12 protein-coding genes are annotated in these 14,026 nt (G+C 46.0%); 11 read left to right on the forward strand and 1 reads right to left on the reverse strand.

Annotated features, from left to right (window positions below):
* Nucleotides 1-95: 95 nt before the first annotated feature.
* The 9 genes from NYE45_RS08805 to NYE45_RS08845 all read left to right on the forward strand — a co-directional run bounded on the left by NYE45_RS08805 (nt 96) and on the right by NYE45_RS08845 (nt 10,794).
* Complete coding sequence (locus NYE45_RS08805; protein ID WP_340016406.1) at nt 96-1,757, forward strand: trypsin-like peptidase domain-containing protein; 1,662 nt, start codon at nt 96-98, stop codon at nt 1,755-1,757.
* A 172-nt stretch (nt 1,758-1,929) separates the two neighbouring features.
* Nucleotides 1,930-2,619: a response regulator transcription factor gene (locus tag NYE45_RS08810; protein ID WP_062833477.1), complete on the forward strand. Its 690-nt coding sequence runs from the start codon at nt 1,930-1,932 to the stop codon at nt 2,617-2,619.
* Nucleotide 2,620: 1 nt separating this feature from the next.
* The gene (locus NYE45_RS08815) at nt 2,621-4,081 is read left to right on the forward strand and encodes a HAMP domain-containing sensor histidine kinase (protein WP_062833478.1); all 1,461 of its coding nucleotides are present in this window, start codon (nt 2,621-2,623) and stop codon (nt 4,079-4,081) included.
* Between the two features lie 67 nt (nt 4,082-4,148).
* Nucleotides 4,149-5,102 carry a 4-hydroxy-3-methylbut-2-enyl diphosphate reductase gene (locus tag NYE45_RS08820; protein WP_340017337.1) on the forward strand — a complete coding sequence of 318 codons (954 nt, stop codon included), beginning with the start codon at nt 4,149-4,151 and terminating at the stop codon, nt 5,100-5,102.
* 275 nt (nt 5,103-5,377) lie between these two features.
* The gene (aroF, locus tag NYE45_RS08825; RefSeq protein WP_036610039.1) at nt 5,378-6,442 is read left to right on the forward strand and encodes a 3-deoxy-7-phosphoheptulonate synthase; all 1,065 of its coding nucleotides are present in this window, start codon (nt 5,378-5,380) and stop codon (nt 6,440-6,442) included.
* A 413-nt stretch (nt 6,443-6,855) separates the two neighbouring features.
* Nucleotides 6,856-8,280 carry a type I glutamate--ammonia ligase gene (gene glnA / locus NYE45_RS08830; protein ID WP_062833480.1) on the forward strand — a complete coding sequence of 475 codons (1,425 nt, stop codon included), beginning with the start codon at nt 6,856-6,858 and terminating at the stop codon, nt 8,278-8,280.
* A 397-nt stretch (nt 8,281-8,677) separates the two neighbouring features.
* Nucleotides 8,678-9,766 carry a 3-phosphoserine/phosphohydroxythreonine transaminase gene (gene serC / locus NYE45_RS08835; RefSeq protein ID WP_145146736.1) on the forward strand — a complete coding sequence of 363 codons (1,089 nt, stop codon included), beginning with the start codon at nt 8,678-8,680 and terminating at the stop codon, nt 9,764-9,766.
* 138 nt (nt 9,767-9,904) lie between these two features.
* The gene (gene trmL / locus NYE45_RS08840; protein WP_062833482.1) at nt 9,905-10,372 is read left to right on the forward strand and encodes a tRNA (uridine(34)/cytosine(34)/5-carboxymethylaminomethyluridine(34)-2'-O)-methyltransferase TrmL; all 468 of its coding nucleotides are present in this window, start codon (nt 9,905-9,907) and stop codon (nt 10,370-10,372) included.
* A 167-nt stretch (nt 10,373-10,539) separates the two neighbouring features.
* Complete coding sequence (locus tag NYE45_RS08845) at nt 10,540-10,794, forward strand: AbrB/MazE/SpoVT family DNA-binding domain-containing protein (RefSeq protein WP_036610032.1); 255 nt, start codon at nt 10,540-10,542, stop codon at nt 10,792-10,794.
* 101 nt (nt 10,795-10,895) lie between these two features.
* Here NYE45_RS08845 and NYE45_RS08850 read toward each other — a convergent pair whose 3' ends face one another.
* Nucleotides 10,896-11,813, reverse strand: a complete 918-nt coding sequence (locus NYE45_RS08850; RefSeq protein WP_340016407.1) for a serine hydrolase — start codon at nt 11,811-11,813, stop codon at nt 10,896-10,898.
* Between the two features lie 472 nt (nt 11,814-12,285).
* On the opposite strand from NYE45_RS08850, the gene NYE45_RS08855 reads away from it, so the two are divergent.
* Nucleotides 12,286-13,050, forward strand: a complete 765-nt coding sequence (locus NYE45_RS08855; protein ID WP_340016408.1) for an alpha/beta hydrolase family protein — start codon at nt 12,286-12,288, stop codon at nt 13,048-13,050.
* 11 nt (nt 13,051-13,061) lie between these two features.
* The gene (locus tag NYE45_RS08860) at nt 13,062-14,021 is read left to right on the forward strand and encodes an ABC transporter permease subunit (RefSeq protein ID WP_017689585.1); all 960 of its coding nucleotides are present in this window, start codon (nt 13,062-13,064) and stop codon (nt 14,019-14,021) included.
* Nucleotides 14,022-14,026 lie beyond the last annotated feature (5 nt).

The following is a 14,026-nucleotide window of genomic DNA, read 5'->3' on the forward strand; positions in this document are numbered from 1 at the left end:
TTAATTGTTTTTAAGGTACGGTTAAGGTTTAAAGTACAAAATAAGGACAGTTAAAGAATATCTCTTGGGAATAAGAGATTGGGAGGTAGAGAGGCATGGACGAACGTAATTATAGATCGAACCGTCAAGACGAGGAAAACGAAACCAAACAAACGGAGAACCGGAATTCTTCCGGAACGGACGAATCCTCCTATTATTATTCTTATGGACCTTTTCAGTCCGTGAATCAGGAAGATACAGCAAATCACATGGGAAGCAATAATCAGCGTGAAGAAGGCAATGTAGAGATTACAAAACCTGATCCGGTGAGACCCGTACCTACTTACTATAACAGTGAACCATCCGAGCAAGCGAAAAGATCGTCCGGAGGCGGAAACGGCTCAGGTAACGGTGGAGATCAAGGGAATGGCGGCAAAGGCAACTGGAATTATAATAACCGCAAGCCGCGTTCATCCGTAAGATCACTTCTGTTCTCCTTTATTGCCGGCATGCTGGTCATTACCGTTCTCATGTACACAGCTGACAGAACGAACATGTTCACACCGGAGACTGCACTTACGAACACAGGTAATGAAAGCTCGGGACAGGAAGCGTCCACGAACACAGGCGGAGGCAACAATGTGACAGCGTCGTTACTGCCAACAGGCAAAGAAGATGTTTCTTCCGTAGTAACGAGTACAAGTCCAGCAGTCGTCAAAATCGAAACACTCGCGAAGCAGTCCTCACGCACAGGCACTGGTCAGGGTGGATCGAATACAAGCGATCCGTTATACCAATACTTCTTCGGTAATGGAACGGAAGGCAATCAAGGCCAGAGCCAGCAGCAACAACAGCAAAGCAGTAATCAGCTGGTTCCACTAGGCATTGGCTCCGGATTTATTTTTGACAAAGAAGGATATATCCTGACGAACCAACACGTGGTTCAGGGTGCAGATGTAATCCAGGTAACCCTGGAGAACAACAGCAAGCCTTATGAAGCGAAACTGCTCGGAAGCAGCTTCGATCTGGATTTAGCCGTATTGAAAATTGAGAAAAACAGTGGTGACGATGCGTTCCCTGTAGCTCCATTGGGCGATTCCAACAGTACGCAAGTCGGTGAGTGGCTTGTAGCTATTGGTAACCCGGAAGGTTTCGAACACACCGTTACAGCAGGTGTATTGAGTGCCAAAGAACGTACAATCAGCATTCCGGATGAAGAAACAGGTAAAACACGTGAATATAGTCACTTGCTGCAAACGGATGCTTCCATTAACCCGGGTAACTCCGGTGGTCCGTTGCTTAACCTGAACGGAGAAGTTATCGGGATGAACGTTGCAGTCAGCGCAGATGCACAAGGAATCGGTTTTGCGATCCCATCAAGCGTCATCTCTGAAGCGGTTAAATATCTTAAAGAGAACAAAGAAGTTCCCAAAGAGCCAGTACCATTTATCGGTGCATCTCTGATGGCTCTCACACCTGAAGTCGCTAAACAAATGGGAACAGATGTGACCGAAGGTTCTGTCGTAGCCAGCACGATCTTCCAATCACCGGCTTACCAAGCAGATCTTCGTGCATATGACATCATCACAGGTGCCAACGGTACGCCATACGCGACAAGTCAGGATCTGATTGATTTTATCAAGAAACAGGAAATCGGCAGTGAAGTGACATTGAACGTGGTTCGTGACGGTAAGAAAATGGATCTGAAAATCAAAATCGGTAACAAAAATGATTTTGATACTTCACAAACTACGGATACACAACAGCAGCAACCATAATATTGGGTTAAGGATTGGCAGAACGGAAGGGTTTGAAGGCCCTTCCGTTTTTTTGCCCTGAACTAACGGGATAACAATGAAGTACGCTTGGATGGAGACTTTTACTTGAAGATGCAGATTGTGCTTCTGCCTGTTACAATGGGATAAAACGTTAGGATAAAGGAGAAAGACCATGCGCTCAACTATTTTGATTGTGGATGATGACGAAAAAATTGTGTCCATGCTCCGCCGCGGGCTGGCTTTTGAAGGATATGAGGTACAGACCGCTTCCAATGGAGCTGAAGGTCTCAGCAAACTGATGGACAAAGAACCAGACATCGTTGTGCTGGATGTGATGATGCCGCAGATTGACGGATTTGAGGTATGTCGCAGATTGAGGGAAGCAGGCAGCAAAGTGCCAGTGCTGATGCTTACGGCCAAGGATGAAGTACAGAGCCGGGTGACCGGACTGGACACAGGGGCCGATGACTATCTCGTGAAGCCGTTTGCGTTGGAAGAATTATTGGCACGTGTCCGTGCATTGCTGCGCCGCAAGTCAGATATCGCGGGTACACCGGACAATCGTCTGATGTATGAAGATATTATTCTGGACAATGACTCACGTGAAGTGGTGCGAGATGGGCAACGCCTGGAACTGACTGCCAAGGAATTCGAACTGTTGAATTTGTTTATGCAAAATCCAAGACGGGTACTGTCACGCGATCTGATTATGGATAAAATCTGGGGTTATGATTACAGCGGTGAGTCCAACGTGCTTGAAGTGTACATTGCCATGCTCAGACAGAAGACTGAAGAGTATGGTGGCAAACGTCTAATCCAGACCATCCGGGGAGCCGGTTATATTCTGAGAGGTGACTCCTGACATGTCCATTCGGTTAAGACTAACCGCATGGTATTCTGGCATTTTGGCGGCCGTGCTTATCTTTTGGGGCGTTGTAATCTATGCCTTTGTATACTTTAACTCCTATCAGGAAGTCGAACAGCAATTGAAAGTGAAAAGTGCCCGGATTACGGATCAAATTGGTGTAAATCCTCTTTCGCAGTCATTGGATCTGGACCCATTTACAGAGAGCCAGCTTCAGGAGGCACAGATTTACATTCAACTCTGGGATTATCAGAGTCGTTCAGGCATAATCTCTGGCAACATGAAGAAACTGGAAATTCAGTTTCCGGTCTTGAAATCCAATGAAATTCTTGAAAAGCGTGGCATATCCAAAATCTATGTGGATGGAACGCCATTTCTGGTGAATCAGCTTCCCCTTTCTCTTCAAGGAACCAATGAGGTACGTGGAATACTTCAAGTAGGAGCTAACGTAAGTTCACAGGAGCGCTTATTAGAGGCTTTGCTTAATATTTTGGTATTTGGCTGGCTGGTGGCGATGGCTTTGGCTATTACCTCAGGTCTCGTACTGGCTCGGAAGTCGATGCGTCCACTTGTGAATGTCATTGATGCTGCAAACCAGATTCAATCCGGGGATGACTTGAGTGTGCGAATTCAATATGCAGGACCGAAGGATGAGATTGGGCGTTTGATCGAAACGGTGAATAACATGCTTGAGCGCACAGAACTGTCTTTCCGTGGATTGGAAGAAACGAATGCTGCCCAGCGCCGCTTTGTATCCGATGCATCGCATGAGCTGCGTACGCCGCTGACGACCATTCGCGGGAACGTGGACTTCCTGAAGAAGCTGTGGGATCAGGAGGGAACCGACCGACCGAATCTGGATGAAGAAACGGTAAGACAGATGTCCGTCGAGGCGTTGGAGGACATGGCCGATGAAGGCAAGCGCATGAGCAGATTGATTAGTGACATGCTGTCATTGGCGAGAGCGGATACAGGCCAGAAAATTGAACTCAATCCGATTCCTCTACAGATCTTGGTACAGGAAGTGGCGCGTAGATCGCAATTTCTGGATCATCATGCGGACTGGCGTCCGGGTGATCTGTCAATACTCAATGGTATCTATGTGAACGGCAGCAAGGATTATCTGCAGCAGATGCTGTTTATTTTCATTGAAAATGCGTTTAAATACACACCGGAAGGCTCGGTGACCCTGGATGCTGTATTGTACAAAGGTCAGGTAGGACTACGCATCAGCGACACCGGTATTGGGATGGATCGGGACGAAGTGCCGTTCATCTTTGATCGCTTCTATCGGGCAGATGAATCCCGCGGGGCTACACCCGGCATAGGTCTGGGACTTTCGATTGCCAAGTGGATCATTGAGGAACACCATGGATCGGTTGAGGTTGTGACCAGACGTGGAGAAGGAACCACCTTTATTATCTGGTTGCCGGTTGTCTTTGCTCCGCCTATCGAATAAAGGTATAATAGACAGGACTGCAATTACATCGGCAACGTTGCCGAGAAAGAAAGCGGGTGGCAACCAAGTGGAAGTACTGCGAATTTCGCCGCGGGGATATTGTTACGGCGTTGTGGATGCGATGGTGCTCGCACGTCAAGCGGCACGCAATCTGGATTTACCACGGCCTATTTATATATTGGGTATGATTGTGCATAACCAACATGTGACGGATTCCTTTGAAGATGAAGGTATTATTACATTGGATGGTCCGAACCGGATGGATATTTTGAGCCAAGTGGAGAGTGGCACGATTATTTTCACAGCTCATGGTGTTTCTCCAGAAGTGCGCAAGCTGGCACGGGACAAAGGGTTGACGACAGTGGATGCAACATGCCCTGATGTAACCAAGACCCATGATCTTATTCGGGAGAAGACGGCAGAAGGTTATCAGATCATCTATATCGGCAAAAAGAACCATCCTGAACCAGAAGGTGCTGTAGGTGTTGCACCAGGTCTTGTTCATCTGATCGAAAAGGAAGAAGAGATTGATGGACTGAACGTACCTTCAGGCAAAATTCTGATCACGAATCAGACAACAATGAGCCAATGGGATATCAAGCATATTATGAGTCGTCTGCTGGAGAAGTTTCCGGGTGCAGAGATTCATAATGAAATCTGCCTGGCGACTCAAGTGCGTCAGGAAGCTGTCGCTGAACAGGCGGGGCAGTCTGATCTGGTCATTGTTGTAGGTGATCCTCGCAGCAATAACTCTAACCGTCTGGCACAAGTGTCGGAGGAAATCGCGGGGGTTACGGCCTATCGTGTATCCGATGTGGCAGAGATTCAGCAAGAATGGCTGAAAGGTGTAAATAAGGTGGCAGTTACTTCGGGTGCTTCAACACCAACACCGATTACGAAGGAAGTCATCCTTTATCTGGAGCAGTATGAACATGATAAGCCGGAGACGTGGGAAATTAAGCGTACCGTGAACATGAGCAAGCTGCTGCCACCAGTTAGAGAAAAAACACGTACCCCGTAGGGCAAGGGCATGTAAGTGAAGATCAAAAGTTATAAATGAATTGAGAAGAACCCTGTTACGCAGAACCGAATTCGGAGCCTGCGGAGCAGGGTTCTTTTTGTATATGGATAAGGAATGTGTACCTTGACGCAATAGGAGAACTATGGTATATTTACTTTAACGGATAAAAGCTTAAAAGCGAACAAGCGTTTAAGCGCGACAGAGTTTTTAATGTTTTAATCAGACGCACGTTAAGAAATTATTGTGCTCTCATACAAGGAAGGATGGGAATTAATATGATCGTTATTGCAGGCAAGGCTACTCCGGAGGAACAGATTCAGGATATCGTTGCAGTTATTGAAAAAGAAGGGCTTCAGGTACACATCTCTCGCGGAGAGGATCGCACTATCATTGGTTTGATTGGCAAAGTTGAACCTAAAATGCAGGAGCATCTTCGCCAAATGAAAGGTGTCGAGAATGTCGTGAAAATCTCGAAGTCCTACAAATTGGCAAGCCGTGACTTCCACCCGGAAGATACAGTGATCTCCATCAAAGGTGTAGATATCGGCGGGAAAGAACTTGTTGTCATGGGTGGACCATGTGCGGTTGAATCCGCTGCGCAGATTGATGAGATAGCCGGGCTTGTGAAAGCTGCTGGTGGGCAAGTGCTGCGTGGAGGTGCATTTAAGCCGCGTACAGGTCCTTACAGCTTCCAGGGAACAGGTGTAGAGGGGTTGATCATGATGGCGGAAGCAGGCAAAAAACATGACCTGCTGACCATTACAGAAGTTATGACACCCGAGTATGTGGATATTTGCGCCGAGTACGCAGATATTCTGCAAGTAGGTACACGTAACATGCAGAACTTTGACCTGCTCCGCAAATTGGGCGAGTGTGGCAAACCGGTATTGTTGAAACGTGGCTTCAGTGCGACATACGATGAATTGTTGAATGCGGCTGAATACATTCTTGCGGGTGGTAACCCGAATGTCATGCTGTGTGAGCGCGGTATTCGTACGTTTGAATCCTACACACGGAATACGCTTGATCTGTCTGCGATCCCTGTTCTGCAGTCTCTGAGCCATTTGCCAGTTATTTCAGACCCGAGCCATGGTACTGGGCGCCGTGAACTGGTGGAACCGATGACGAAAGCTTCTGTTGCTGCGGGTGCCAATGGCCTGATCATTGAGATGCATACTGATCCGGATAACTCCATGACAGGAGATGGTGTGCAGTCCTTGTTCCCTGACCAATTCGCCAACCTGCTGCAGGATCTGGAGAAATTGGCACCAATCGTGGGTAAATCATTCAGTACAGCCAAACAACCGGCAGAATTTTTCCCGGCACGTGTAGGCGTGTAATAAGAATTTCATAGTCAAGGTCTGGATCATCATCCGGGCATCTCCTCTGGTCTCGTTCATTGCAACGGAATCAGATAGATGCTCGGTTTTTTGCATATTTTGCAGTTTTGAACGTATTTATTAATCAATAGTGATAAGAAACATTTATGATGTGAAGTTTTTTCCATGATTTAGGTTAAAATAGGGGTCGCTTTACCGCATTAAACCAGTTAAATGTATATAAAAATAGTTGTTATATGAATTTATGTTATTTATAAAGTGTGAGTATATCTAACATCCCTTCAAAAAATACCTTACATAAGTATTGACGATGTCATGTTTTAAAATTTATAATGACGACAGAAAAAAATTCGAATTTAGACATTTTCTTAGTGGGGTTGTTTAATGTTCGGAATATTTGGGAGGACGAATACATGTCGGTTGAAAACGTATTGAAATCAATTCAAGAGAACAACATCGAGTGGGTAGATTTTCGTTTTGTAGATTTAGCTGGTCGTGCACATCACATCTCGTTGCCAGCTTCGGCTGTTGATGCAGACACGTTCGTAAATGGAGTAGCTTTTGACGGTTCTTCTATCCAAGGTTTCCGCGGAATTGAAGAGTCCGATATGGTTATGATGCCAGATCCTGAAGCGACTTATGTCGATCCGTTCACTGCACACCCTACATTGAATGTTATGTGTGATATCTTCACTCCGGATGGCGAGCGTTATGAGCGTGACCCACGCAGCATCGCTGTTAAAGCAGAAGCTTATTTGCAAGAGAGCGGTGTAGGTACAGCAGCATTCTTCGCACCTGAATCCGAGTTCTTCATCTTCGACGATGTACGTTATGAGAGCGGCACGAACAGCTCTTCCTACTTCGTAGATTCCGAAGAAGCTTCATGGAACACGAACCGCAAAGAAGAAGGCGGAAACCTGGGCTTCAAAGTTCGCACTAAAGGTGGATATGTTCCAGTAGCGCCAGTGGATACACAACAAGATATTCGTAGCGAAATGTGTCGTCTTTTGGAAGAAGCAGGCCTGTCGATCGAGCGTCATCACCATGAAGTGGCGACAGCGGGTCAAGCCGAAATCAACTTCCGTTTTGATACACTGAAGAAAACAGCAGATAACCTGCTTGCATACAAATACATCGTGCACAACACTGCACGTCAATATGGTAAAGTAGCAACATTCATGCCAAAACCATTGTTCGGTGATAATGGTAGCGGAATGCACGTTCACCAATCCATCTTCGATGGCGATTCCCCATTGTTCTATGACAAAGCGGGATATGCTAACCTGAGTGAAATGGCTTTGCACTACATCGGAGGTATCCTGTACCATGCTCCGGCACTGATCGCTTTGACTAACCCTAGTACGAACTCGTTCAAACGTCTCGTACCTGGTTATGAAGCACCAGTAAACTTGGTTTACTCCAAAGGTAACCGTTCCGCAGCAGTTCGTATCCCGGTTGCAGCTGTTACACCTAAAGGTTGTCGTATCGAGTTCCGTACACCTGACTCCACAGCTAACCCATACTTGGCATTCTCCGCAATGCTGATGGCTGGTCTGGATGGAATCAAACGTAAAATCAACCCAACTGAGCTTGGATATGGTCCACTCGATAAAAACATCTATGACCTGTCTGATGCAGATAAAGAAAACATCCGCAGTGTGCCAGCTTCCCTCGAAGAAGCGCTTGATGCATTGGCAGCTGATAACGAGTTCTTGACTGAAGGCGGCGTATTCACGAAAGAATTCATTGAAAACTACATCAACCTCAAACGTGATGAAGCGAAAGCAGTAGCGATCCGCATTCATCCGCACGAGTACAGCCTCTACTTCGACTGCTAATCAGTCGGGATCGGAACAGATCTTGTTCCAACTTAAAGCCTCCGGGACACGCTCTCGGAGGCTTTTCCTTGAATTAAACAATGTAGTGCTTTAACTTTGCAGGGTGATAAAGGAATTTGATGGCCTGAATTCAACACTTCAGTGCATATTGCCCTTGAAGCAGATAGAGAATACTGATATCATAGCGATAATATTTACTTTGAGTGCATTTTGCACAAATCCATAGAGCGACTTCCAATAAGTAAGATATAGATCGAAATGATTCAATTCGTCTATACGTTGGTTGGATCAGGATGCTTCTTCCTGTCTAACTCTTATACCCGTGAGCGATTCTAATCGAATTGTGCAAAATGCTGTTAGTATGTCAGAGTTTCGGATGGAAAGGGCGGGGGATTTTGTGACAAAAAGAGCGTATAACTTTAATGCAGGGCCTGCGGCGTTACCACTTGAGGTACTGGAACGTGCACAGGCGGAATTTGTAGATTTTCGTAATACAGGCATGTCGATTATGGAGATGTCTCACCGTGGAGCGGTGTACGAGTCTGTACATAATGAAGCTCAGGAGCGCTTGTTGTCGCTTCTAGGCAATCCAAAAGGATACAAGGTTCTCTTTCTGCAGGGCGGTGCAAGCACTCAGTTCGCGATGCTGCCCATGAACCTGCTCGGAGCAGGACAGACAGCAAGTTACGTAATGACTGGCAGCTGGGCCAAGAAGGCTCTGTCTGAGGCGAAGCTGATCGGCGAGACACATGTTGCTGCATCTTCCGAAGCAGAGAAGTTCATGAAATTGCCGGATGTTTCGAATCTGAGTCTGCCTGAACGTACGGCTTATGTGCATTTGACTTCCAACGAAACGATTGAAGGTACGCAATTCAAGTCATTCCCGGATACCGGTTCAGTGCCTCTGATTGCGGACATGTCGAGTGATATTTTCTGTAAACCATTCGATCTCAATCAATTCGGCATGATCTACGCAGGTGCACAGAAGAACCTGGGTCCATCCGGAATTACGGTTGTGATTGCTCGTGAGGAACTGGTGAGCGAATCGCCTAAAACGATTCCAACCATGCTTCGTTACAGCACGCATGTAGACAACAACTCCCTATACAATACGCCACCTTCCTTCTCGGTATATATGGTGAATGAAGTATTGAAATGGATTGAAGAACAGGGCGGACTGGCTGGTATTGAGCAAAAAAATACGAAAAAAGCGGAATTACTCTATAACACGATTGATTCTTCCGGTGATTTCTACCGTGGTTGTGTGGAAGCAGAAGATCGTTCTCTCATGAATGTAACCTTCCGTCTTGCTTCCGAGGAACTGGAGAAAAAGTTCATCAAAGCATCTGAGGAAGAAGGATTCGTAGGTCTGAAAGGACATCGCAGTGTGGGTGGTCTCCGTGCCTCCATTTACAATGCTGCTCCTTATGAGAGTGTTAAGGCGCTGACAGACTTCATGAGCCACTTTCAGAAGACAAATGGATAATTAGTATAGGTACTGTGACATGGACCTTCGTGTTGATTCCTGTGCCTTACCAGAGCCTTCCACATTGACGTGTGGAGGGCTTTTCTTTAAGATTAGAGGGTTGTCGTCAACATGAAATGAAAAGGAGATTGAACACATATGGCTTTACACATCGTTCTGGTTGAACCAGAAATTCCGGCGAACACAGGAAATATTTCGCGTACTTGTGCGGCAACCGGCACCCATCTGCATCTCGTGCGTCCACTTGGATTTCGAACAGATGATGCTACATTGAAACGGGCAGGGCTGGATTATTGGCATGCCGTTCATATCGAATACCACGACTCATTCGAAGAGGTTCAGGAAAAGTATTCGGAAGGTCGTTTCTTCTACGCAACTACGAAGGCCAAGAATCGATATAGTGATTTTAAATTTCAAGATGGGGATTTCCTTGTCTTTGGTAAAGAGACTAAAGGCCTGCCGCCTGAATTAATTGCTGCGAATCCCGACACATGTATGAAAATGCCAATGACTGGTGACGTTAGATCATTAAATCTGTCCAATTCGGCAGCAATTATTGTGTATGAAGCATTGCGTCAGCTTAATTTTCCGGGGTTAGAGGGTTAAATTCAGGTTATTAATGACGGCTAGAATTCGGTAAAAAAACATTTTTCAAAAAAAAGGACAAAAAATGTTTATTTCCAGCAGGATTCGACAAAATGTTGGCGAATCTATAAACATAGTACAAATGTACCTAGAAATTTAGAGTAAGATAGGAGAGGTGTGCCGTAGCTATGAAGCCAGCTGGAGTAGTTCGCAAAGTTGACCAATTAGGTAGGATCGTATTGCCTAAATCTTTGCGTAAAAGGTATCAAATGAATGAGGGAGATCCTGTAGAGATCTTAGTACAAGGGGACCATATTATCTTGGAGAGATATCGTCCAAAATGTATTTTCTGCGGATCCATCGAGGAAGTCAACGAGTTCAAAGAGCGTTACATATGCGCACAATGTTTAGATGAAATGACTCAGCTTCCACAGCACGGGTAAGAAATAACGTCATGGGGTCCATTGACCCCGTGGCGTTTTTTTGTTTTTTTATTATCCAGCCGATGGTACGGTTCCAAATGAATAAAAGGAAAATACGTAAACTAACGTTGGATGCATATAGGTAAAACCTTATCCCATACGGCATTCAGGATGCCTTGCATATTTTCTTCCTCACTGTTAATACATATGACAGCTTCCCTTGAGGGAAGGATGATGCACAGCTGACCATAGGCGCCATCGGCCCGGTAAGCATCATGGGAACACATCCAGAACTGATATCCGTAACCTTTTCCCCAATCACCGTCTCCAGTCGTTTCGATCTGCTGGGATGTAGCCTGTCTAATCCAATCCGCAGGTACAAGCTGTATGCCTTCCCAGAGCCCCTCCTGAAGCAGTAATTGTCCAAATCGACTTAGTTCCTCATTGCTTATCCAAAGACCAGCACAGCCGAGTGTTACCCCCAGTGGAGAGGTTTCCCACTCTACATCATGAATGCCAAGCGGCTCAAATAACCGTGGAGTCAGGTAATCTTTCACGGTTTGGCCGGTAGCAGCCTGCAGCATGGCCGAGATCATAAACGTATCGCCACTGCTGTATGTAAATTGTTCTCCAGGCATCCGGTCCAGAGGCAGAGACATGTAATGTTTCGCCCAATCCTTCTCGGTCAATGAAGCACGTTCATCCGCCCAAAGAGGCGGCGAGTCATGGCCTGAAGACATTCGGAGAAGATCACGTAACTTCAGTTCCCGCGGAGAGGGGAGATTGTGCTGTGCAGGGGGTACATGATTATAGGTGAAATAATCATCAAGTGTGGCATCCAGATGTATCAGACCTTCTTCAAGCACAAGTCCAACGGCCATACAGGTGAAGGATTTGCTGATGGAATGTTGTACCCGGCGCTGGTCCGTATCCCGGTCCCAATGGGTAAGCAGATGCCCTTTTTGTAATATGCGAATGGAGAAAACATTCAATTGTTGCTCGGTAATTGCTTGGATGAAGCCTTCGAGTTTCTCAGACATATTAACCTCCCTAATATCAGGTGAAACCTGAGTAAAATCGGTTGGTGAAACGTTTCCGTAATTCGATTGCAAAATCAGAACCCATGTTAGTATAAACCTGGTTTGGTGTCAATTAAAGTTGTAATAGCACTGACTAAAATTTCATTTTTTCGCAATAATAGTGTCTTTGGGCGCAAATTCAGACTTAAAATAGCATGTTTTCGAGAAAATAACGCGAAATTTGTAAAAAGGTTATTGACAGGATTTACTCATCGGGCTTATGATTTATTCGAAACGATTCGAAGAAATCGCTTCCACATAAAAAGTGTTGTAATGAAGTCCATGTGAATCAACGTTGGCTATGTTTTGAAACGATTCGAGAAAATCGTTTCGATAACCCATCGTAATACAAGGGAATCTACAACAGCCTGCAATCCAACGCCAGAAAAATGAATGAGTAAAGACAGCAGGCGATGATGAGAGGGGTTACATTATGGCACATATAACGATCGAAACTGGATCGCCAACCTTATGCATGAATACGAGCATACATGTTGTGTCCAGTGACTCCGGAGAGACTTCAGGCGGTACCCTATATCTGTTGCACGGGGCAGGCGATAATGCGAGTACCTGGCAGCGATTAACCACAATTGAGATGTATGCAGCCCAATACGGCTGTACCGTCATTATGCCAGAAGCGAATCGAAGCTATTACACCGATATGGAATACGGCCTGAATTACTTCCACTACATCACTCAGGAGTTACCTGAAGTATGCAAGCGTCTACTCAATCTGAATCCTGATCCGGAGAAAACGTACATTGCCGGTTTATCGATGGGTGGATATGGTGCACTGAAATGTGGGCTAACTTATCCAGAGCGATATCGCAAAGTAGTGTCTTTATCCGGCGTTACGGATATCCAGACACGGCTTCATGATCCCCATATGCCAGCGACCATGATCAAGGAAATGAAAGCGGTTTTTGGAGAACGGTTACAGGTAAAAGCCGATCAGGATATTTACAAACTGTCGGCCAAGCTGCTGGAACAGGGTTTACCTTTACCGGATATCCTCAGTTGCTGCGGCGACAGTGACCCCTTCGTGGAGATGAATCGCGATTATGCGAAATACATGCAGGGGACGGCCTTTGATTTTCGGTATGTGGAGACGCCGGGGGCTCATGAATGGAGATTTTGGGAGCACCACCTGAGAACGATGTTTGATTTTCTGTACAACGACAAGACCACAGTAGAGTGAGGAGATGCAATGTGAAACCTGCAGCCGAAGGACCTAGCAAAAAGCTGAAGGGAAACGTGAAGGGCAATTCGCTCTGGACTGAAATCTGGAAGCACCGAATGACATACACCCTGCTTATTCCGGGGCTTGTCTGGCTAATCTTGTTTGCCTACATGCCGATGGGCGGCCTGTCTCTGGCATTCAAAGATTACAAGGCCAACCTGGGCATCTGGGGAAGTCCATGGAGCGGATTCGAGAACTTCAAATATGTTTTCCGTGATCCAACCTTTATTGATGCCGTATGGCGTACGCTGTACATCAATATTCTGAAACTGATTATTCAGTTCCCGTTCCCGATCATTCTAGCGTTGTTGCTGAATGAATTGCGGATGCGTAGAGGGAAAAAATTGTTCCAAACCGTTCTTACGTTCCCGCACTTCCTGTCCTGGATCATCGTATCCGGTGTAGTCATCAATGTGCTGGCATATGACGGACTGGTAAACAGCGCGCTCGGATTACTCGGGTTGCCAACGATTAACTTCCTGGGATCCGAATCCAACTTTGTACCGATGTTGCTGTTAACTGATATTTGGAAATCAAGTGGATGGGGCGCAATTATATTCTTGGCTGCCATTTCCGGTATTGACCAGGATCAGTATGAATCAGCACAGATTGACGGGGCTTCCCGTATGCAACAGATGTTCAAAATTACTTTACCGAACATCCTTCCAACCATCACAATCATGTTTATTCTCTCGGTTGGTGGATTGATGTCTTCCGGGTTTGACCAGATCTTCAACTTGGCAAATGCCGCTACCAAAAATGTATCGGAAGTACTCGATGTATATATCTATCGGATTACGTTCCAGTCATCTACCGATTTCTCATTCTCGACAGCGGTCAGCTTGTTCCGTTCCCTGGTGAATATGGCCTTGCTGCTTCTTGCTGACAGATTTGCCAAGTGGCTTGGCGGAGACGGTTTGTTCCGATAAGAGAG

It is taken from the genome of Paenibacillus sp. FSL K6-1318 (assembly GCF_037976905.1).
In the GTDB taxonomy this organism is placed as follows: Bacteria; Bacillota; Bacilli; order Paenibacillales; family Paenibacillaceae; genus Paenibacillus; species Paenibacillus amylolyticus_A.